The sequence below is a fragment of the Nocardioides sp. S5 genome (assembly GCF_017310035.1).
In the GTDB taxonomy this organism is placed as follows: Bacteria; Actinomycetota; Actinomycetes; order Propionibacteriales; family Nocardioidaceae; genus Nocardioides.
The window spans coordinates 1,686,469-1,707,462 of record NZ_CP022296.1 but is presented as its reverse complement, the minus strand read 5'-3'; the positions used below and the strand labels follow the sequence as shown (position 1 = coordinate 1,707,462).

Below are 20,994 nucleotides of genomic sequence, written 5' to 3'. Positions count from 1 at the left end.
GCTCAGCGTTTCCGCGCCCGGGCGGTGGTGGCGGGCGCCGCGGCCCGCCAGCACTCGAGGGCGAAGTCGGCGGCATCCGCGGTGAGTCGGTCCGGGCGGAAGCGCCACTCCAGGATCGAGGAGGCCCGCTCGAGCCGGACGTTGGGCAGCTCGGCGGCGAGCATGTCGGCGTCGACGAACGGGTGGATCGGATCGATCGGGTGGCCCACCAGGAAGACCGGGGCGTGGATGCGCCGGCGCTGGCTCGACGACGGCGCGAGGCGGCCGAAGATGACGCCGTGCAGCACCGACGCGATCGAGTCGGCGCGGTGGTCGACGGTGTCGAGGCCGATGCCGGCCCAGAAGGGGACGATGCCGCGCGGCACCGAGCGGGAGACCCGCTGGAGGGTGTTGGCGGTGAAGGGCAGGTAGCGCGCGGCGAGCATGATCGGCACGAAGGCGAGGATCCCGGCGACGAGCGCGTGGTTGAGCACGGGCATCTCGACGATGAGGCCCTTGACCCGCTCCGGTGCGATCACGGCGACCTCGAGGGAGACGTTGGCGCCCAGCGACGTGCCGCCGATGACGGCCTGGTCGGCACCGAGGTGGTCGAGCAGCGCGACGACCTGCTCACCGAAGGACGTCATCGAGTAGACGAGCGGGTCGGCCGGCTGGTCGGAGCGGCCGTGGCCGAGGAGGTCGAGCGTGACCACGTGCAGGCCCTGGGCGGCCATCGCCCGCGCCAGCGGCTGCTGCATGCGCCGCGGCATGAGCAGGCCGTGGAGCAGCACCACCCACTCGTCGCCCGAGCCGTACTCGGTGTACTCCAGCCGGTCGCGCCCGCCGTCGGACTCGACGAAGAACTGTCCGATCCGCTCGCTCACCAACATGGAGGGAATCTAGCCGGTCACGCGCGGTTGACGGCGCTGATCACGGCCTTGAGCGAGGCGGTGACGATGTTGGCGTCGAGGCCGACGCCCCACAGCAGCTTCTCGCCCACGGCGCACTCGACGTAGGCCGCTGCGATGGCGTCGCCGCCGGCCGACAGCGCGTGCTCGGCGTAGTCGAGGACGCGGACGTCGTGGCCGAGCCCGGAGATGGCGTCGACGAAGGCCGCGATCGGGCCGTTGCCCTCGCCGGAGAGCTCCTGGCGCTCCCCGTCGACGAACACCCCGACGGTGAGCTGGTCCTTCTCCCCCGCGGCGCTGGAGGTGTGCACCGAGTCGAGCTCGAGCGGGGCGGTGCGGTCGAGGTACTCGGCACGGAAGACCGACCAGATCTCCTCGGGGGTGATCTCGCCGCCCTCGGCGTCGGTGCGCTGCTGCACGACGCGGCTGAACTCGATCTGCGCGCGTCGCGGCAGGTCGAGCTTGTGCTCGGACTTCAGCACGTAGGCCACACCGCCCTTGCCGGACTGGCTGTTGACCCGGATGACCGCCTCGTAGGTGCGGCCGACGTCCTTGGGGTCGATGGGCAGGTAGGGCGCCTCCCACGGGAGCTCGCCGACGGGTACGCCGAGCGCAGCGGCCTTCTTGTCCAGGTCCTCCAGACCCTTCTTGATCGCGTCCTGGTGCGAGCCGGAGAAGGCGGTGTAGACGAGGTCGCCGGCGTAGGGGTGGCGCGGGTGGACCGGCAGGTTGGTGCAGTACTCGACGGTGCGGCGGACCTCGTCGATGTCGCCGAAGTCGACCTGCGGGTCGATGCCCTGGCTGAAGAGGTTCATGCCGAGGGTGACCAGGTCGACGTTGCCGGTGCGCTCGCCGTGGCCGAACAGGCAGCCCTCGACGCGGTCGGCGCCGGCCATCAGGCCCAGCTCGGTGGCCGCGACCGCCGTGCCGCGGTCGTTGTGCGGGTGGAGGCTGATCGCGGAGTGCTCGCGGCGGGTCAGGCCTCGGCCGAAGTACTCGATCTGGTCGGCGTAGGTGTTGGGCGTCGACATCTCGACCGTGGCGGGCAGGTTGAGGATGATCTCGCGTCCGGCCTCGGGCTGCCACACGTCGGAGACCGCCTCGCAGACGCTCAGCGCGAAGTCGGTGTCGGACTGGGTGAAGATCTCCGGGCTGTACTGGTAGCCGAAGTCCTGGCTGCCGACGATCGAGCCGAGCCGCTCCTCGGCATACTTCATGACCATCTCGGTGCCGCGCACGGCGATGTTCCGGCACTCGTCCGGGGTGACGTTGAAGACGACGCGCTGGAAGAGCGGCGCGGTGGCGTTGTAGAGGTGGACCGTGGCGCGGGGGGCGCCGACGAGGGAGTCGACGGTGCGCTCGATGAGGTCCTCGCGGGCCTGGGTCAGCACCGAGATCTGCACGTCGTCGGGGATCCGGTCCTCGGTGATGAGCTTGCGCACGAAGTCGAAGTCGGTCTGGCTGGCGCTCGGGAAGCCGACCTCGATCTCCTTGTAGCCCATCCTCACCAGCAGCTCGAACATGGTGAGCTTGCGGGCCGGGGTCATCGGGTCGATCAGCGCCTGGTTGCCGTCACGCAGGTCGGTGGAGAGCCAGCGCGGCGCCTTCTCGACCTTCTTCGTCGGCCAGGTGCGGTCGGGAACGTCGACGGGCACGAACGGCGTGTAGCGCGCGAACGGCATCGGGCTCGTGCCCTGCTGGTTGGCGGTGTTGCTCAGGTTGGTCATGGTGTCCTCGTTGGTCGGTCGGTGTGTCGGGCGACCGGCGCGCGCCGCACTCCGCAACGAGGGGGCCGGTTCAGGCCTCGCTGCGGCAACCAAGGAGGAGGGTGCACATCATGACTGCCTCAGCGTACGCCGCCGCGCGGGCGAGCACAGCCGCCCGTCCGATCCGCGGACCGGGAGCTGCTCAGGCGCGGCCGCGGGCGGCGTACGCCACCGCCGTGAGGTCGAAGGGTCCGGGACCCAACCGGTCGCGGCACACGTCCTCGACGCGCCGACGATCAGGGGGACTCAGGGCCGCGAGCTCCTCGCCGATCGGTCCCACGCCCTCGAGGTAGGGCGTCCACCACTCCTCGAAGGTGCCGTGCGTGACGGTGACCGGCATCTCCACCGATTCCACGTCGCGGACCCCGGCGGCCCCGAGCATCCGCTGCAGCTCACCGCCCGTGCCGGCCGGGAGCCGCTCCTCGGCGAGCCCACCCGGACGGATCACCCCGAACGCGTCCCACACCGGCCACATCGGCGCCCGCGACCCGGCGAGGTCCCAGACCGTCGCGGCGACCCACCCGCCAGCGCTGGTCACGCGGACCATCTCGGTGAGACCGGCCACCGGGTCGGGCATGAAGTGGACGACCAAGCAGGCCGCCGCCACGTCGAAGGTGTCGTCGTCGAAGGGCAGGGAGTCGGCCGTGCCCTGCCGTACGTCGACGCCGGGAAACCGGGCGCGGCACGCCTCGACGAACGGGCCCGACGGATCGACCGCCGCCACCGCGTCGGCGCCGAGACGGTCGACCAGAACCCCCGTCAGGGCTCCGGGACCACAGCCGACGTCGATCGCGCGCTGCCCGGTCGACGGCGCGAGCCAGGAGGCGAGGTCGGCGGCGAGCGGACCGGAGTAGCGACCCATGAACCGGTCGTACGCCTCGCCTGCCACCTCGAAGGTCACACCACGTGACGCTACTCGCCCTCGTAGGCTCTGGCCATGCCCCGACTGCTGGTGGTCCACCACTCGCCGACCCCGTCGGTCGCCGCGCTGACCGAGGCGGTCGTGGCAGGGGCGTCGGACGACGCCATCGAGGGCGTCGAGGTGGTCGTGCGGACCGCGCTCGAGGCCGACGCGGACGACGTGCTCGCCGCCGACGGCTACGTGCTCGGCACCCCGGCGAACTTCGGCTACATGAGCGGGGCGCTCAAGCACTTCTGTGCAAAGTCAAGGTGTATTTCACCTCGTTCGAGTGAGGCTCCTAGGAGGACAAATGACTGACGACACTCCCAGCGACGACAACTTGATCGAACGCTTCGTCTTGCTTCACCACGAACTCGTGCTGGCCAAGCTCGACGCGTGGACACTCGCCGCTGGCTACGTTCTGACTGCAGACGCGCGCGAGGATCTGGAGTCGCAGGCATCGCAGCTGAGCCTGGCGGAGCTCGCGGCTCGCGTCCAGGAACTGCAGGACAGGCTCGACGCTGTGCGCCTTGACGTGCAGGAGGACGTCACTGAGGAGCCAGCCGGGGCCGAAAGGTCATCTGACGAGACGGGCTGACCTGGGTAAGGCGTGCTTGCTGTCCGGGGACGAATTCGCTGTCACGGAGCGGCGTCTGCTGGCCCCTGACGGTTACTCGCTGATCGGCCACGCTCATCTGAAGGCCAATGTGCTTGATTGATTCGGTGGGGTGGCCCCCTTGGCTAACAGCCACCTCAGTTGAGACGCCCATCTATCCGCGCACGTCGACGTCGGGCAAGTTCGCCGCAACACGAAACAGCCGCTCGACCTGGGTGGCCATTGACCGGATCTGCCTCGTCGCGGAACCTGAGTCCGCTGTCACTTCAAGCGCCACCCATAGATGACCGGCTTGCTCTAGGTGTACTCGGCAGGGACGTTGGTGACGGCCTGGGTCTTGTGAACGAGGAGAACCTCCCGGCTTAGTGGAGATGTCTAAGTCATCCGCTCGCCCAGGAGGTCCTCGTGGCCCACGCTAACGCTCGTTTGAATCTGCATGGTCGTCGTCTGCTCATCGAGCGGGTCATCGACCACGGTCGTCCCGTCGCGCATGTCGCCAAAGAACTCGGCATCTCACGTCAGTGCGCCCACCGCTGGGTTGCCCGGTTCCGCGCTGAGGGCGAGGCCGGCCTGGTCGACCGGTCCTCACGCCCACACCACTGCCCCCACCGTGTTCCACGCGAGGTCGAGCAAGCAGTCCTGTTGCTGCGCCGCACCGAGCGCCGCGGACAGGACTGGATCGGACCCGAGCTCGGGATCCCCGCCCGCACTGTCGGGGCGATCCTGCAGCGCCACCACGTCCCACTCCTGCGCACCTGTGACCCGTTGACCGGCGAGGTGATCCGCGCGTCGAAGACCACAGCGGTGCGCTACGAACGCGACACCCCCGGCGACCTGGTCCACGTGGACGTGAAGAAGGTCGGCCGGATCCCTGATGGCGGCGGGTGGAAAGCCCACGGCCGCGGCGAGCGGCCCAGCTACAAGCGCAGGGTCGGCTACGACTACGTCCACGCCGCGGTCGACGACCACACCCGACTCGCCTACGCCGAGATCCTCACCAACGAAACCGGGGCGACCTGCGCTGGGTTCTTGGCACGCGCCGCCGGCTTCTTCGCCGAACACGGCATCACCATCCGTCAGGTCATTAGCGACAACGCCCTGAACTACACCCGATCACGCGACTTCGCAGACGTCATCGAGTCCCTCAACGCTCAACACATCACCATCAAGCCGCACTGCCCTTGGCAGAACGGCAAGGTCGAGAGGTTCAACCGGACCGTCCAGACCGAGTGGGCCTACCACCAGGTCTTCACCAGCAACGACGAACGCGCAGCAGCACTGGCGCCCTGGCTCGACTTCTACAACACTCGACGACGCCACTCAGCCATCGGAGGACTACCCCCGATCAGCCGACTGTCATGAACCTGCCTGCCGAGTACATCTAGGGCGTCTTTGCCCAGGCGATCGGCCACCATGTTGAACGCCTTGGTGTTGCGATGCCATCTCACCCAGAGTGGGGGACTTTCCACGTCGGGTCGGACTCCAACAGCGAGGTTCGGAAGCCCCTCGAGGCCGATATAGCGGAAGCCACCCTCGAGCCCGTCCGATGACTTGCCTTGCCAAGGAGCCAGCTTGAATCCCAATGCGCGCGTCGCCTGGGTTGTCACCCGGTCCACCATGTCGGAGATGTCCGCCCGTCGGGTGCGCCAACCGCCCGACAGCTCCCCATCGGTGAGCGCGGCGATATCACTGCCCCGCATTGCGCGGGCTGCGCCGAGCAACTGGTTCAGGTCGTCGGCACTATCCGATGCGGCCCGCTTCATCACGTCGATGGCCTCGTCCCAAGCAAGGAGTATCACCTTCACCTTGGTTGCCCCAGGCACCTCCCACACGGAGTCTGTCCGACGGGCGCCCACGGGCGCGAGATCGCGAGTCAGTTCGCCGGACATGACACTCATCCGCGACTCGGGCACCAAGACCACGACGACGCCGCCAAACGCTGTTCCGGCTAATTGGCGCTGTTGTGTCATCACGTAGCGACGGACCTGTGCGTCTCCAAGGTCCGCGTGGATCTTGGCCTCGATGAAAACGACGGGAAGTGCCACCTCTTTATCAATGTGGGAGCCGACGACATCAACCCGCCCCCGGTCATCCTGAACCCCTTCCGGCAGCCATAGGAGGCCGTCGGGAACGGCTACGCCCGAGCGCGCAACGAGCAGATTCAACAAAGCAGCAGCAGCTGAGCGGTCCTTCTGAAGAACGTGCGCCAGTCCAGTTGTCAGTGCTACCTCCCCGTGCTTGGCAAACCATCCGGTGGCCGCTAATGCGCCTAGAACTGTATTGGTGTCACTCACTACTAGACGCTCCTCGCGTGCGGGGGTTGGAACATCGGAAGTTTAGTTCCGCAGGGACTGCAATTGGCCCGGGCAGCCATACGGACGTGCGGTGATGCATCGAACTTACCGAACCGTGACGGAGCGACGGGCCGCATCTACCCGGACGGCCTTGGTGCCACCGGGAGTAGGAACAACGGTCTATGGGTGCGGGCTTCCCGCCGAGCATTGGCCTTGGGCCGCCAGGTACAGCGTGAGCTATCGCAACGTGTCTCTTGACGGGTCGGTCTGCGGGTAAGCATTGCGTCCGTGGCACCGAGACCCGATCTGCTCGTCTCGCTGTCATGCGTCAATGGACCCTGCGACGCCCAGTTATCCCCTTTCGCTGACGCAACTGGCACCCGAGGCTAAAGTCGACATCGCTGCGCGGGGCGCCCTGCAGGCGCAACTCGTCGATCGGTAGGACTGTCGCTTGCCACGGTGATGGGACCACCTCGTTGCCATGAGCATGGGACCACCCGAAGGTGTGGGTGAGCATCACAGGGCCTCGCTTCCTGGGTCAATGTCGGCGCGCTGGTTGAGTCGGTCTCGTTGCCGGTAGGAGGGGCCTTCGATGACCAGGGTGTGCGCGCCTGAGGTGAGTCGGTCGATCGCGGACTGGGCGAGCAGCGCGTCGCTCATCATGGCCAGCCACTCGGCGGGGTCCCGGTTCGAGGTCACGATGGTGCTCGCGCGGCGGTGGCGTTCGACGATGATCTCGTAGAAGTCGTTGGTCTCGGTGGCCTCGAGCCGTCGTAGCGCGAAGTCGTCGATGATCAGCACGTCGACGCGGGCGAGCTTGCGGATCTCGGCCTCGAGGGTGTTGTCGAGTCGGGCGGCGCGGAGCCGGGTGAACAGCTTGTCGGCGCGGGCGAAGTGGACGCTGAGCCGGCGTCGGATAGCGGTGTGGCCGAGCGCTGATGCGAGGTGGGTCTTCCCGACGCCGACCGGGCCGAGGATCAGGGCGCCGTGGCCGGCCTCGGTGAACCGCAGGCTGGTCAGGTCCGACAGCAGGGTCCGGTCGTAGGAGAGGTCGTCGAGCTCGTCCCAGGCTTCCAGCCGCATCGTGGGGTCCAGCCCGGCGGTGCGGGCGCGCAGCATCGCCGAGCGGGACTCCCGGCGAGTGATCTCGTCGGCCAGCACCAGCTCGAGGAACGCGGCATGGCCCATCTTGCGTTGCTTGGCCAGCGCGAGCCGCTCGGGCAGGGTGTCCTTCAGACCGCCGAGCTTGAGCGCCTTCAGTGTCCGCATCAGGTCGGTCCCGACCGGATCGACCGGCCCGACCTTGGTCGTTGTGCTCATCGGGTGGGCTCCAGGTCTGTGCCATCCCCGGCGACCCGGCCGCCGGGGATGAGGGTGAGCCGGACGCTGCCGCGACCGGAGTACTCCTTGGGGTCGCGAGCGAACCGGCCGCCCTGGGCGTTGTGGCCGGAGCCGGCTGCGGCAGGCAGCACCGGCTGTTCGCGCTCGGTGGCCTTCTCGAGCATCGAGGCGATCTTCGACACGCTGACCACGTCGAGGTCCAGCGCTCGTGCGCAGGCGTTCTCGACCGGCTCTGGGCCGTAGCGGCGGACCAGACCTTGTAGCCGGTACACGCTGCGCATCCTCGTCCAGGGCAGCGGATCGTCGAGCAGCCGCTCGGCATAGATCCCGATGTTCTCCCCGTGCCCGGCGCACACGCCGATCAGCTTGGTGAGGTCTCGCAGCGCGTAGCCGGTCTTCTCCTCGGGCAGGTCCTCACGGTCCGTGGACCGTCCGCCGGGCGGCTGCCGTGGGTGGGTCTTGACCAGCCGGCCCGGTCCCACCTGGCCGGTCCGGCCGGTGGTGTAGAGCTTGACCAGCTCGCTGTCGGCGCGAGCGTCCAGCTGGCGGCCCAGGTATGGCTCGGGCACCGAGTAGAGCGCCTTGGCGACCTCGACGTGGAAGTCGCGGTGCACCTTGACCCGCTTGAACACCGGCACGTCATAGGGCTCCGGGGCCGGCAACAGGCAGCTCGCTTCGAGCTCGGCGAACGCCTCGGCCGGTCGGGCCTGGGTGGTGCCGTGGATCCGCATCCCGGCCCGCTGCGCACACCATGCCTCGACGCGAGCCTGCGCATCGGCGAGGTCGGTGAAGGACTCCCCGGCCCAGAAGTTGCCGCGCACGTACTGCACCACCCGCTCCACCCGCGGCTTGTCCTGCGGCGAGCGGATCCGGGCCGGGTCGGTCCCGAACCCGACGTGCTGGGCGTAGTCCAACCAGCCCACGTTCAGCGTCGGGTTCACCGCGTCGGCGTCGGTCACGACCGGCTTGAGGTTGTCCGGGATCAGCACCTTGAAGGCGCCGCCGAAGAACCGCCAGGCTGCCTCGCAGCCGGCGATCACCGCGACGAGCGTCTGGGAGTAGGTCAACCACACGAACATGTGCCTGCTGACCACGGCAGTGAAGATCAGCGCGTGCACCTTCCGCCGGCGACCGGTCTCCGGGTCGGTCAGGTAGCCCATCTGGGCGAAGTCGACCTGGCACTCCACGCCCGGCTCGCCGTCGGCGACCCGCACCGTGGTCCTCTTCGGTCGGAATCCGCACCGCTCGACCGCGAACCGGTGCAGCGTCCGGTACGACACCACGCACCCCTGCCGGGCGAGCAACTCCTCGATCTTCACGATGCTCAACGGCTCGGCGCCGTCGCCGCCCTTGACCCAGGCGCTGATCTGCTCCTCGTGAGCCAGCAGTAGCTCCCACGAAGCGCCGTGCCCGTTCGGCCGTGCCGGCCGCACCGCCTCGACCACGACACCGACCAGCTCATCGGTGAGCGCCTCGACACCCGCGTCGCGCGACAGGCCGGCGGCCTCGGCCGCGGCCACGTACCGGCGAGCGGTCTTCCGGTCCACACCGGCCCGCTCGGCGACCTTCCGCAGCCCCAACCCCGCGAGCCACGCCCGCAGCACCTCGAACACCTCAACCACGCTGACCTCCCTGAATCCCACCGCTGACGACCTCCGCGCCGACTGACCTGACGCGGCGATCCAACGGCCGAACCGAGGACCCACCGGCCAGGCGCGCCGGGTGGTCCCATGACTGGCAATCCAGGTGGTCCCATGAACCTGGCAGAAAACCGCTCAGAGCGGTCCCATGCTCATGGCAGGCGACAAGGACAACCATGTTTATTGCGCAGATGCTTGCAAGCGAGAACTTCCGGGCGGCGAAGACGGCCAGATCATCAAGGATCTGGGGGAAAGCCCTTCTCGTCGCGGCCGTTGTAGGGGCGGGGCTCACGCCATCACCCACTCATGCAGCGACCACCGACCCCGTGATCACCGCGCCGGCGCCGGGAACAGTGCTGCCCAACCGATGGGACGGGTCTGTGACGGTGGACCTCAGCGCAGCTCCCAGCGACGATTACTGGTACTCCCTCGAGTGCGAGGGCGGTCCATACTTCAGCGGTGTCGCCGCGTTGCACGAGCATGTGGCCGGGGATCCGTCCTGGTCGATCTCAGCGGACGAATATATCGTCGGACCTGCGACGTGTGAGGCCACGGTGCGAGGTGGCGAGACAGGGGCCTACACGTCTGCCCGGTGGACGGTCCTGGGCCCCAGCGTCACCTTCGATGCGGTCAATGTTTCCCAGTCGGAGATCTTTCCGATAATCCGCGATGGGTACGCGGACACTGTCGCATTGGCGTGGTGGATGACCGCGGATGCCACGGTGACTACCGAGGTGCGCGACGACCTCGGGCGAGCCGTGAAGACGGCGTCGCTTGGGATGCTCCCTGGCACAGGCGGACAAGACCACAGTTGGACCTGGGACGGATTGCGACAAGATGGCACCGTTGTGACTCCCGGTGACTACACACTCACTGTGACTGCAACAGGCCATGACGGCATATCCCGCAGCGCCACGAAGACGGTGACAGCCGCGACCGGTATCCGGGAGTCCGGATGGAAGACTTCAAGGCGCGCGGGCGCGCAAGCATCGAAAGTGACGCCAAAGCGCGGGTGTCTATCGATCTACCAGGAGCGCGGCCGCTCCGTGACCTTGGACTGCGCTCGCGGCCGAGGGTCTGTCGCCATCTGGCGGTTCACCTTGCCCGTAAATGCCGCGTCCGTCACGTACTCGGTTCGAGGGCGGACCGTGTGCTGTACTCAGAATCCTCGCATCACCAGCCGGCTGCGGTCCGCTACCCGCTACGAGGTGAAAGTGAAGGTCCTTCGGGGGCAAGTCGCCCGGATCGACGCCGTGACCATCCATTACAAAGTGCGCACGCCGATCTGACGCTCGTCACAGAAGGCGCGTGTTGAGTGCCGTTGCGTTCCGACCTAAAGCACTCCGTTCGCAACCTCCCGCTGGGTTCCGACAAGTTTTCGTCGCCGGGTTCGACACTGCTTCGGCGAGAAGCGGCGACTGCTGCTACCCGCGCCCCCGCCAACTCACCATTGAAAAGTCAGTTTCTTCCGATCCGCTCACGTCAGAATTGCGAATGAGTCGGCATGGGCACCGTTGACCGCAGCCATCAAGGGGGACGCGCGTGGCGAGAAACTCCACGTGGAATCGCGCGGTCGCCGATCTAGCGCGCGACCTGGGGATCTACGAGCTAGTCGTCAAGCAGCACTGGCACGACTTAGACCGGACATTGGCGCCGACGACAGCCGTGCAGGCGCTGCTGGGGCAATTGGACAGCGGATCTCCCACCAAAGCTCCCAACACGACGAAGGCAGCCCGCAAGACTGTCGCAGCCGCCCCGCGCCCATTTGCCCGGACCGGCTCCAACCTCTATCAGTGGCAGCAAGAGGCACTGACGGCCTGGGAGGCTGCCGACAGACAGGGCGTGGTGCAGGCGGTGACCGGGACTGGCAAGACCCGCCTCGGCATTGAGGCTGCCTTCGGCGAACTCCGTGCAGGCGGACAAGTGCTGGTGGTGGTGCCGACCAGAACGCTGCTAAATCAATGGCACAGCAACCTGGAGGACACACACGCACTCCGGGCCGCCAACACGAGGGTGGGACTGCTTGGTGACGGACGATTTGCCAACTTCACAGGAAGCGATCTGATCGTTTCCACCATTCAGAGCGCCGATGGTCTGCGACCTCCGACACGCGGGCTGATCGTTGCCGATGAGTGCCACCGCTATGGCTCCGACGCCTGGTTCAACGCACTGCATCCGCAGTTCTCGGCCCGCCTCGGTCTGACCGCTACCTACGAGCGTGGAGATGATGGCGACAGTCGGCTGGCGCAGTATTTCGGAGAGCAGCCTGTCTACGACATTGCATACGAGAGGGCCATCCGTGACGGCGTAGTGGCCCACTTCAAGCTCGCTTTCGTCGGCGCTCGGCTGTCCCCCCAAGATAAGACCGAGTACGAAAACACAGAAGCGAAGTTGAAGAAGTCCCGATCGACCCTAGTAGCAGGCTTCCGGTTGCGCGCCGATCCACACGCAGACTTCATGAAGGACGTCGCGAAAGCCGCGGCAGGTAAGTGGCCGACTGACCCTGGCGGGGCCAGGCAACTTGCCATCCGTTACATGTCCGCGTTCCAACGACGAGCGAGGATTCTTGCCGAGTCGGAAGCGAAGACTCGTCGCCTTGCGGACCTGCGGCCGGTCGCGGACTCGGCCCGGGGCACGCTGATCTTCACCCAGACAATCAGCGCGGCCACCACGGCCGCGGAGCTCTACTCGAATGTCGGGCAGGGAGCTGCGGTCATCTCTAGCGAACTTTCCAGCGACGAGAGGGAACGGCTTCTCACCAGTTTCCGCGAAGGTGGAAAGTCGGTCATCACTGCCCCTCGCGTGCTTGATGAGGGCGTTGACGTGCCTGATGCGGATCTGGCAATCGTAGTTACTGCCAGTAGCAGTCGCCGCCAGATGATTCAGCGCATGGGCCGCGTCCTACGCAAGAAGCAGGACGGAAGGTTGGCCAGGATGGTCATCCTCTACGCGGAAGGAACTATCGAGGATCCCAATAAGGGAGCGCACGAGAGCTTCAACGACATCGCCTGGGACGTAGCAGACTCGGCAATGATCTTTGGGTCCCACAAGAGGGCTGACGACATCCACCGCTTTCTCCTTGAACCGTCTGTCTAAGCCGCGAGCAACGTCATGGACGGGTGCAGGTAGCAGCCCCGGTCCAACCACGCGTTGCACTGCCCGGCCGCCAGCCGGGCACCTGGCGCTGAATGACTGCCGCCAGTACGGCCCTGCAGTCTCAGCGCGCGGCACCTGGGTTCTCTTCGGCGACCTGGACGAGCCAGGACACGAATGTGTTCAGGGACAGGTCGCCGTCGTCACCCCATGACATCGCGGACAGCTCATCACCGGTGCCGATCAGTCCATCACTGTCGAACGTGGTGGCGAAGAGATGGACGTACTCATCGTCCAGACCGACGATGAGCTGCCGCTGCCACAAGAAGCAGCGAGCCGGCATGCTGAACGTACCCATGGCGTTGGACCCCACGGGTGTCAGGCTTCTTCCGAGCTTCGTGATCACCTCGTCTTCCGTGACGTTGAACAACGTGGCGAGTGCTTCTGCAATGAGCGCTTCTTGGCCCTCATCGCTTTGGTCCCACTCGTCAGCTCGCGGAAGTTCCGCGATGGCTTGCATGCGTTTGGACCGTGTGTCGAGCTCGGTGAGGTAGTCGAAGAAGGCGGCCTGGGGCAGCGGGAACGTCAGGATGTGCATGGTGACACCAAGGTCCGTCCACAGGTGGAGCTCTTCGTATGAGTCTTCGTCGGCGTCGCCGGTCCATTCGACGAAGAGGCCATTTCCCAGATCGGTGTCGAGCCGGTCGACGATCCAGCCTTCGACGTCGGTGACTACGTACTGGCTCGAGGAGTCGAGCCCCAGTGCGTGTGCGAGGGCCCGGAACGTGCCAAGCTCTTGAGTGGGATCTTGGGCCGATGCCACGGTGATTGCCTCCTGAGGGTCCCTTGGTCGACGTGGCAGCGCGAAACTATTTTGCGCTGGTTGAAGTCGCCATTGGAGGAACCCGCAGAGTGCCGCGCTGTGCGTCGAGTCCGTCGCCTGTCCACTGCGTAACCTCTTGGATGTGCCAGCGCAGATCAGGCGCTAGCGCGTCGAGCTGGGCGGCGGTGTGAGGGCTCCACGTGGGCGTTGCGCCTTTCTTGCCCCCGACGCAGTATGAGATTTCGAGCGGTACGTCAGTGCGGCAATCGAGCCGTTTTGTGAGGCGGGTGCGGTTGGCCTCGGCCCAGATTCTGTAGTCCAGGCCTTGCAGGACGAGCATGTGGTCTGCGCCGAGTTTTGTCTCGACGAGCAATAGCGAGCCGTTGGCGTCGAGGCCGACGAGATCTACGAAACCTCTGCCGCGCGCTGTCTTTTGCTTGGTGCCTGCCCTGCCGCTGGGGCGCCACGCGGGCAGCTCGCGCAGTACCGGTTGTTCCAAACCGAGGCGCCGGGGGTGGCGGCGCAGAACTGCCTGCAACCAGTGTTCGTCAGCCTTGTAAGCCACTCCGTTCAACCGTTGCTGCATGCCCTCGAGCACTGCGTTGCGCACCGCGGTTTCGTCGTCGGCACTCATCGGGGCGTCCAGCGGCACCGAGACGGCTGGCTGATGCGGGGCAGCCGCGCCCCAGTCGATGCCAGCCACGACGCTCAGTCCTGTCCCGGTCCGGGAGATACGTAGCACCCGCTGACCGCGGCACTGCCAAGCTCGCACATCGCGGCGATGTGAAGCGTCCAGGTCTGACTGTTCTCCTGCCCACAGCATCAGGTCTTCCACCCACGGCGTGCGATTGCCGAGGTGGAGGAGGGGGTCTTCTTCGCTGGCGACGAGAGTTTGCGTGGTTAGCCGAGTTGGTCGTTGTTCGGGGGCTGCCGACTTCTCGCCGTCGTGACTCCACACCTCGAGGGGGAGATCGTCGCGAAGCCAGGCCCACCGGTGCAGCGTCGGCTCGTGCCACCCTCGCGGGAGGACGAGGCGCAGTGTCCGCTGGTTCCGCTCGCCGAGACCAACGGCAAGCGCGGTGTCGACGCTGCCCGCTTCTTGTTCGCCAACGACGAGCGTGAGCGAGTCCTTGTTTTGGTAACGAACGAAACGGGGCAATTTGGCGCGATTGACGGGCACCCGAGCGGAGATGTCGACCCCTGCTTGTGCAGCAAGAAGGTCAGCCAGTGTGTCTGCGAAGATCCGACGTTGAGCAGCAGCTGTAGTCCCTTGTTGAGCCGTCTCTCGTGTGGTCACAAGGTCGAACATAGATCGACTCGACGGCTTGTGGCGGAGGTTCGACCGGAGTCGTCGCACCGGTTGCCATGCCCGCGGCGCTCGGAATGCACTGTCGGTGCCGTGGTCTAGCTTCGGGACTGATGAGGACTGACGAGTACACCAAGGACCAACGAGACCTGTCTGTTGCATGGAAGCTCCGCACGCCAACGTTGTGGCCAGCGGCTCGACAGCCTGCGCCGTGGGTGAACCACCGGGGTGACCCGGTCGGCATGTACGACCACTGCTTGCCGGAGGAGTACGCAGCAGCGAACCTGCTACCTGAAGGCCAGAATGCGGTCGACTTGTTCGAGACGCTGGGCATCCCGTGGCACTGCGGCGTAGACGGCGGACCAGGCAATAACCTGCTTTCAAGTCAGGTGCAGTGTGTCAACGCGCTGATGCCGATGGTGGGTGGCCCGGACCGGATTGTGCGAGCGTTCGGCAACGTGCTGGACATTGCGGAAGTCCTCCAGATCGAACCCGATCGGTACTTGACCTTCGAGTACATCGGTCCGACCGACTACTTCAACGAAGGACGAGGTGCACCGCGGGTGCGCGGCGCAAAGTGCACGAGCCTCGATGCCGCGTTCCTGTACCGCACCAGCACTGGTACCACGGAGTTGGCGCTGATCGAGTGGAAGTACACCGAGAGCTACCTCAGCATCCGCAAGCCGAATCCGTCGTATGACAAGTCCCGCGAAGCCCGCTACGGCGCGGACTTTCACTCTCCTGACGCCCCCCTGCGGTCCGCATTGATGAGCCTCGGTCACATGCTCGACGAGCCGTTCTACCAGCTCATGCGACAGCAACTTCTGGCCCACCGTCTCGAACGCGAGCATGCTGAAGGTGCTGACGTCGTTCGGGTTCTGCACGTCCGGCCTCGCGAGAACCAGGCATACCAGCAGTCGCTCTCGCGTCCCGAGCACCGCCGTCTCGGCGACAGCGTGGACGCCGTGTGGGCGCGTCTACTGAAACGACCAGATCGGTTCATCCACGTCGACCCCGCAGTGTTCTGCGATGAGACCGTGACGAGCGAGGAGTACGTCGACCGCTACTCCCCAAACGGGACCGGAAGGCTCCCCTGGGGAGTGAGTGTCTGGCGCGAAAACGATCGCATCGCAGCGGCAGCCTATGCGTATGCTGATGGCTTCGAGTGGTGCCACTGCGGGCCGACACAGGACGTGCCGGTCGACATGGGAACCCTGTCCAGACGGCATGGCCGCGAGAATCTGGCCGTCGCTGACGACGAAAAAACCATGCTTGTCGGGCCGCTCGCCTACGCACGCGCGTTTCTTCGAGCCATTGTTTCCGCTGACCTCTCCGAGCCCACGGAGCTGACTTGCTACTCCTGGCCAGACGGAGCTACCGACGTCGTCGCTATGTGGCCACCCGTGGACCTGCATGGACGCCTCCGCTAGCCAGGAGAACATGCCCCGTGCCCGTACCCGGACCAGGCACCGCAAGACGCCTACGCTGCGGGGAACAACCAACCGGACAAGGAGTGCACATGGCATGGGGCAAGCGTTGTCGATGTTGACGAAAGCGGGACCGCAGGTCGGGAAGCAATTGCCCAAACTGTGGCCCCTACTGCTTGAGTCCAAGAACCGGGAGCGGCTTGGCGAGTTCTTTCTTGATCTCGCAAACGCATCGCCCGCGAAGCGTCTTCGAGCGCGACTGGAACTGACAGCTGCGCTCGCCGAGGAGATCGCGCAGTCCGCCACAGGTGACGCCGAGAAGAAGCAAGCGGAGGGGTGGAGCCATCGGGCGCGCAACCTGGTTCGGCGCCTGAACATGCCGGTCGCCGGGACCGGCACGAAGCGTGCCCATCGCCGCTCGATCAGGGAGCAGCTTGACGCTCTTCAACCAGAGATGAATACCCATCTCGCCGAGACTGCCTAAATCCTCGTGCGCTACCACCGACCCGCTACCGGCCAAGTACTTCCGCTGGCACCCGCCCTGGAGAGTTGGGACAGGGCAGGGAGCCGTTCCCAGGCGCGACTCAACGCGTTCTTGACGAGTGTCCAAGGCCGGTTGCGGGATCTCGACCCCTCGGCTCCGTTGGCATTGAGCCTCGCCGTGGGACTGCCATCCACGACCTCGCTGACCACGGGCGGCCGTGACCTCGACAACTACTTGTTGCCGGTTGTGCGGCGTTTGGGTCAGGAACGCTTCTTCGCGGTCTTTGGGCAGAAGGTGCACGGAAACAGCTCAACTCTTGCCATCGAACGGATCAGAGAGCTCACCGATGACTCGTGGGTTCCGCAGATTAAAGTGAGGACGACCTCATCAGCGCAATCGCCGGCCTGGAAGCACGAGGTCGCGGCTGCGTGCGTTGCAGCTGCCCCTCAAGAGCATTTGGCAGGCGCGCTCACGCTGGAGATTCACTACCGCGTGAGCTCCGGGCGCAATTGGGCTCAGCTATGGAAGCCGACCATCGACGCCCTCGGCGCGGTGCTGGGCGTGCCAAACCCGATGCGGCCATTCGCTCCCAAAGACGACCGCGTTGTGTCGCTCGCCCTGTCTCGCAGCGTCGATGAAATGCTCGGCTGGGACATCGAAGTTCTTGTCCACTGGTCACACGGGTAAGAGGGAATGTGGCAGGCGGCACTGCTGCGTCTAGTTGCCACGTGATCATCCGTCCGCCGGCGCCCGCTCGACCATGACGCTCAAACCTCCAGCGGTACGGTCGACCCAGAACACAGCAAGTTGGAGCCGTCGCTTGGCCAGAGCAGGGAGTCGGTCTACCAGGCCGCGGTACTGGCGATTGTCGGGAAGTGCGAGCGCATATGTGGCTTCCGGCTCCGTCATTCTCTGCACTAGTTCGCCAAGCGCGCCGACGAAGTAGTTGTGCTGCTGCGCCCCGGCGGTCCCCACCTCCGCCTTGGCCTCGATGAGGATCAGCCGACCATCACGGTGCCTGGCGTGAATGTCGACGCCGGGGTTGCGCCCCCACGCGACTTGCACTTCGAACCCATCGGCGACCAGGTACGCCCGGGCGGCCTCCTTAACTTCGTCCTCAGTGATCCGATCGCCGAGGAACCGATCCCGCTGGCCGGCCCTCGCGTCATTCTGCGACCTCCGCTGCGCCATCGCGACAGTAGGTCCACCGTTCGATGAAGTCGCCTCGGCCAACGCGTTGACGATCTTCCCGTCGGGACCGGGTATCCGGCGCAACAGTCCTTGCGCTTCCAGTCGGCGAGCAGCCTGGTTTACAGACTGCCGTTGCAGGACGCCAAGACGTTTCGCGAGCACGTCATCGTCGAGTGGCGCATACCGGATCGCGTCGAGAATCCGGTCGCTCAGGCTCGCCACCTCATCATGGTGGCACTCTCGCCAGCTTCCCGCGACGCTTGGCGTTGCATCGGAGCAATCCGACGCAAGTATTGTCCGAGCGCCGAATCAGCGACCGGAGATCGCCCTCCCCGGTCTGCCCCGTCCGCAGCCGGTGCCGCATAGCGATTCGACGCGGTCGTTCACCCACGCGTGGGCCAGCTCAACAGCGGTCAGAACGTGCGTCGGTAGCTCCGGTCCATGCTCGACCACCCCGTACGCGCATTACTGGAAGCGAGGGCTGGTACCAGCCGGCGCTGGTTGCTTCAGGGGCCTTGGCGCGATTGATAGCGCACTGCCTTTGCCACGCAGGGATCGCGGGTCCGAGCCCCGCAGGCTTCACGTGGTTTCGCCGGACCTACCTAGGAACATCAGCCTGCAGGCCGCTGCACAGGTGCTGTCGGTCTCGGAGAAGACAGCCCGCCGGTTCATCGCCAGTGGCGAGCTGCCGGGTTACGGGCTCGGCAAGCGTGGCGCGGGAAGCGGGCGTCCGATCAGGTTGCGGCTGGAGGATGCTGAGGCACAGCTCCGGCGTATCCCGACTGCGGGCGACGACCCTCCGGCGAAGCATCGCTGAGCGCCCATCCCGCTCGCCGAGTTGCTTCGCTCTTCGACGCGCCTCGTCGCCGTCGCGCAGCAAGCCGGCGGTAGCAGGTGCGGACGTAATGAACGGGGAGAAACGACCCGCCACCCCCATAACCCGCACTATGAGGTAGGGCCTTGCGGCCTTCGGCGTCCAGTCACCGTCATCGCACCCATCGCGTACTGCCTCCGCAGGTCCTGGTCGTAGGACACGGCCTTACCAAGCTTCACGCACTGTGGACCGACACATCAACACCCACTTCGCCCACAAAGACGAAGCACCTCGCCACTCATATGACGGCTCGTCATCGGCCCGCCAGGTCGACCAATTCGACAGTGACAGTGCCTCAGGGCAGCCTGCGCGCTCGGCCCTGAGCGAAGGCTTTCCTGTTCTCCCACGAAACGTCGTGCTGATCCACGTCATCGATCATTTCGAGGTCGAAGAAGACGTCATGAAAGTCCGTCAGCAGTCGAAAGGACTCGGTGGCGAAGCTGTCGAGAGCCGCGATGGGTCTATTTCCAATGGTGTAGCTGAGCCATACGAATCGCGAGGCATAGTCTGCGGCACTGAACTCGCGCCCCACCCCGGCCTTGAGACGAGGAGCAGCGATACCGGCCGCAAAGTGGGCCAAATAGCGTGACAGCGTCGGACCTGAGTGGTCGAGAGGAGCAGCGTCTCCCTTGATGAGGTGAGCAACGAGTGCTTCCAACACGTCAGCGCCAAGTTCGGTTCGGGACTCTTTGACACCCTCGGGCAGTTTCTCTTCATCACCGCTTGCTAGCCACAATATGTCCGCAACCAGTGGTAGTTCAGGGCACGCACGGAGCGCAGTGCTAACGCTGGTGGCTGAAACCTCGCTAGGGAGTCGTTCCAAGAGATCGGCCGCCCATCTAGACACCCGCTGTCGTCGGTCCGAGAGCCCGGTAGTGCGACCCTCTAGGTCCGCGATCTGCGACATCACTCCTGCGAGAAGGCGAACATCCGCGGATGAGGCCGGGTCGCCCTGTATCGAGAAGGACCACAGCTTGCTTATTGCTGTGTCCACTTTGTCGCTTACTTCAGTCGTGAGTAGATGCGAGAGCGGACCGGCGTCGCCAGCTGAGGCTGCCTCCAGGGCTCGCCACACCTCGTAGTCAGGTACATCGTCGTCTGGGATGTTGTGAATGAAGTAGCGGTCGAAGTATTGATGATGCGATACCTTCGGCCGCTCCGCTCTCGACCCGCCTGTGAACATCGTGTTGGGGAACAGCGCACCCACGATCTCTCTGGCGGCTGGGTGGTCAGCCTCGGAGAGTGTGGACTCATCGACGAGGCCCTTCCAGTCGAATGTTGCTGCGTCACCACCGGTGAGACGTGACTTGCGCGCGGGCAGGGCCTCGTAAACGCGCGGGAACCGGAGCCTGAGCAAGGTCAGCAGCACCAAATCAGTAACGTCAACTTCGTCCGGCGTATGTAGGGGAAGGAGCAGTTTTACCTGAGCGCCAAAACGTTTGATTGCCCGTGGAGTGTCTAAGTAGTTGCTCCAGACGTGGTCCATGACCGCAAGGCGACCATCTTGCGCGCTTATTGTGTGCGCCGTACCCCTTAGCGCCTCCTCCAGCGAATCGTCGATCAGGCGCAACACTTGCCCAGGAAGTAGGGCCGGGAGGTAGATGGGGTACTGCACAAATTTCTCGAGGAAGGCATGGGAACCATCCCTGTCCTCGACCCCCGTCGCGGTCTGGAGCAGGGTCCGATTGAGGCTGCGTTCGTCGTAGGCTAGAAGGTATGAGATCCCCGGGAAGCGACCGAGTAACCGAATGACCTTCAGAAAGCCCAGTAGTTCCTCGCCCTGAAGTCGGTCGATGTCGTCGGCAACCACGAGCAGCGGCGTCTGTTGTTGCAGCAGTTCGTAGCTGGCTTCCTTGAATGCCTTCTCCCACGGCTTCTGACGTCGGAGCCACTTGCTGAACCACGTCGCGCCCCCCTTAATGCTGGACCCTCCGTATGGAACGAGGGTCGCGGAGGGTGCGGAGACCTCTACGAGATCCGCCAACCCAGATCTGAACTTCTCGAACTTCTTCTCCGGCAGCGCACTAGCAATCGCTGCGTAGAACTCTGACAGAACCCCTCCGGTATCAGCGGCCGCCCACGGCGTGAAGCGGACGACTTTCCAGTTCCGCCCGCGCTGACCTAGCTCGTTGATTGTCATCTGCAGTGCCGACGACTTTCCCCCGCCCCAGGAGCCGATTAGGGCGAGAACCACGCTCGACTCCCAGGAGTGCGTTTCCATCACAAGTTCGGCGGTGCGACTGGCCAGGTGCCTTCGCCCGAGCGTGTCTTGGTCGGCCGACTCGATTGTCAATGGCCAAGTCGTGGTCCCCACTGGTGGCCAACTGAAAGTCCCCACCCCTCGTGGGTTC

Annotated in this window: 18 protein-coding genes and 1 tRNA gene; 9 read left to right on the top strand and 10 right to left on the bottom strand. The window is 65.4% G+C overall.

Annotation, left to right across the window (positions count from 1 at the left end):
- Positions 1-2: 2 nt before the first annotated feature.
- The 3 genes from CFI00_RS08525 to CFI00_RS08515 all read right to left on the bottom strand — a co-directional run bounded on the left by CFI00_RS08525 (position 3) and on the right by CFI00_RS08515 (position 3,554).
- Positions 3-869 carry an alpha/beta fold hydrolase gene (locus tag CFI00_RS08525; protein ID WP_207084759.1) on the bottom strand — a complete coding sequence of 289 codons (867 nt, stop codon included), beginning with the start codon at positions 867-869 and terminating at the stop codon, positions 3-5.
- Positions 870-886: 17 nt separating this feature from the next.
- The gene (gene leuA / locus CFI00_RS08520) at positions 887-2,614 is read right to left on the bottom strand and encodes a 2-isopropylmalate synthase (RefSeq protein WP_207084758.1); all 1,728 of its coding nucleotides are present in this window, start codon (positions 2,612-2,614) and stop codon (positions 887-889) included.
- 181 nt (positions 2,615-2,795) lie between these two features.
- A complete protein-coding gene (locus CFI00_RS08515) occupies positions 2,796-3,554 on the bottom strand; it encodes a methyltransferase domain-containing protein (RefSeq protein WP_207084757.1) in 759 nt (252 codons plus the stop codon).
- Between the two features lie 36 nt (positions 3,555-3,590).
- On the opposite strand from CFI00_RS08515, the gene CFI00_RS08510 reads away from it, so the two are divergent.
- The 3 genes from CFI00_RS08510 to CFI00_RS08500 all read left to right on the top strand — a co-directional run bounded on the left by CFI00_RS08510 (position 3,591) and on the right by CFI00_RS08500 (position 5,532).
- Positions 3,591-3,872: a hypothetical protein gene (locus CFI00_RS08510; RefSeq protein WP_242532743.1), complete on the top strand. Its 282-nt coding sequence runs from the start codon at positions 3,591-3,593 to the stop codon at positions 3,870-3,872.
- Complete coding sequence (locus tag CFI00_RS08505; RefSeq protein ID WP_207084756.1) at positions 3,865-4,152, top strand: hypothetical protein; 288 nt, start codon at positions 3,865-3,867, stop codon at positions 4,150-4,152. Before CFI00_RS08510 ends, CFI00_RS08505 begins: the two co-directional genes overlap by 8 nt.
- A gap of 423 nt (positions 4,153-4,575) precedes the next feature.
- The gene (locus CFI00_RS08500) at positions 4,576-5,532 is read left to right on the top strand and encodes an IS481 family transposase (protein ID WP_207084657.1); all 957 of its coding nucleotides are present in this window, start codon (positions 4,576-4,578) and stop codon (positions 5,530-5,532) included.
- Here CFI00_RS08500 and CFI00_RS08495 read toward each other — a convergent pair.
- The 3 genes from CFI00_RS08495 to istA all read right to left on the bottom strand — a co-directional run bounded on the left by CFI00_RS08495 (position 5,469) and on the right by istA (position 9,427).
- Complete coding sequence (locus CFI00_RS08495; RefSeq protein ID WP_207084755.1) at positions 5,469-6,464, bottom strand: hypothetical protein; 996 nt, start codon at positions 6,462-6,464, stop codon at positions 5,469-5,471. The genes CFI00_RS08500 and CFI00_RS08495 overlap by 64 nt on opposite strands.
- A 516-nt stretch (positions 6,465-6,980) precedes the next feature.
- Positions 6,981-7,784, bottom strand: a complete 804-nt coding sequence (istB, locus tag CFI00_RS08490; protein ID WP_207082265.1) for an IS21-like element helper ATPase IstB — start codon at positions 7,782-7,784, stop codon at positions 6,981-6,983.
- The gene (istA, locus tag CFI00_RS08485) at positions 7,781-9,427 is read right to left on the bottom strand and encodes an IS21 family transposase (protein WP_207082371.1); all 1,647 of its coding nucleotides are present in this window, start codon (positions 9,425-9,427) and stop codon (positions 7,781-7,783) included. The genes istB and istA overlap by 4 nt, the downstream gene beginning before the upstream one ends.
- Before the next feature lie 194 nt (positions 9,428-9,621).
- Here istA and CFI00_RS08480 point away from each other — a divergent pair, with 194 nt between their 5' ends.
- Together CFI00_RS08480 and CFI00_RS08475 are read left to right on the top strand one after the other, a co-directional pair.
- Complete coding sequence (locus CFI00_RS08480; protein WP_207084754.1) at positions 9,622-10,734, top strand: FlgD immunoglobulin-like domain containing protein; 1,113 nt, start codon at positions 9,622-9,624, stop codon at positions 10,732-10,734.
- 253 nt (positions 10,735-10,987) lie between these two features.
- A complete protein-coding gene (locus tag CFI00_RS08475; protein WP_207084753.1) occupies positions 10,988-12,541 on the top strand; it encodes a DEAD/DEAH box helicase in 1,554 nt (517 codons plus the stop codon).
- Positions 12,542-12,662: 121 nt separating this feature from the next.
- On the opposite strand, the gene CFI00_RS08470 is transcribed toward CFI00_RS08475, so the two are convergent.
- Together CFI00_RS08470 and CFI00_RS08465 are read right to left on the bottom strand one after the other, a co-directional pair.
- Entirely contained in the window at positions 12,663-13,361 is a 699-nt protein-coding gene (locus tag CFI00_RS08470) for a hypothetical protein (RefSeq protein ID WP_207084752.1), read from the bottom strand.
- Between the two features lie 46 nt (positions 13,362-13,407).
- Positions 13,408-14,670 (bottom strand): hypothetical protein, encoded by a 1,263-nt coding sequence (locus tag CFI00_RS08465; protein ID WP_207084751.1) that lies wholly within the window; start codon positions 14,668-14,670, stop codon positions 13,408-13,410.
- Between the two features lie 110 nt (positions 14,671-14,780).
- On the opposite strand from CFI00_RS08465, the gene CFI00_RS08460 reads away from it, so the two are divergent.
- The 3 genes from CFI00_RS08460 (at position 14,781) to CFI00_RS08450 (ending at position 17,265) form a co-directional block, all read left to right on the top strand.
- Positions 14,781-16,097, top strand: a complete 1,317-nt coding sequence (locus tag CFI00_RS08460) for a hypothetical protein (RefSeq protein ID WP_207084750.1) — start codon at positions 14,781-14,783, stop codon at positions 16,095-16,097.
- Positions 16,098-16,191: 94 nt separating this feature from the next.
- A complete protein-coding gene (locus CFI00_RS08455; RefSeq protein WP_207084749.1) occupies positions 16,192-16,578 on the top strand; it encodes a hypothetical protein in 387 nt (128 codons plus the stop codon).
- A 177-nt stretch (positions 16,579-16,755) separates the two neighbouring features.
- A complete protein-coding gene (locus tag CFI00_RS08450; protein ID WP_207084748.1) occupies positions 16,756-17,265 on the top strand; it encodes a hypothetical protein in 510 nt (169 codons plus the stop codon).
- Positions 17,266-17,310: 45 nt separating this feature from the next.
- Here CFI00_RS08450 and CFI00_RS08445 read toward each other — a convergent pair whose 3' ends face one another.
- Positions 17,311-17,991: a MarR family transcriptional regulator gene (locus CFI00_RS08445; protein WP_207084747.1), complete on the bottom strand. Its 681-nt coding sequence runs from the start codon at positions 17,989-17,991 to the stop codon at positions 17,311-17,313.
- Between the two features lie 287 nt (positions 17,992-18,278).
- Between CFI00_RS08445 and CFI00_RS08440 the strand changes: the two genes are divergently transcribed.
- A tRNA-Ala gene (locus tag CFI00_RS08440) sits at positions 18,279-18,351 on the top strand.
- A gap of 587 nt (positions 18,352-18,938) precedes the next feature.
- Here the strand turns inward: CFI00_RS08440 and CFI00_RS08435 are convergent.
- Positions 18,939-20,957 (bottom strand): P-loop NTPase fold protein, encoded by a 2,019-nt coding sequence (locus CFI00_RS08435; RefSeq protein ID WP_277988361.1) that lies wholly within the window; start codon positions 20,955-20,957, stop codon positions 18,939-18,941.
- Positions 20,958-20,994: the final 37 nt, after the last annotated feature.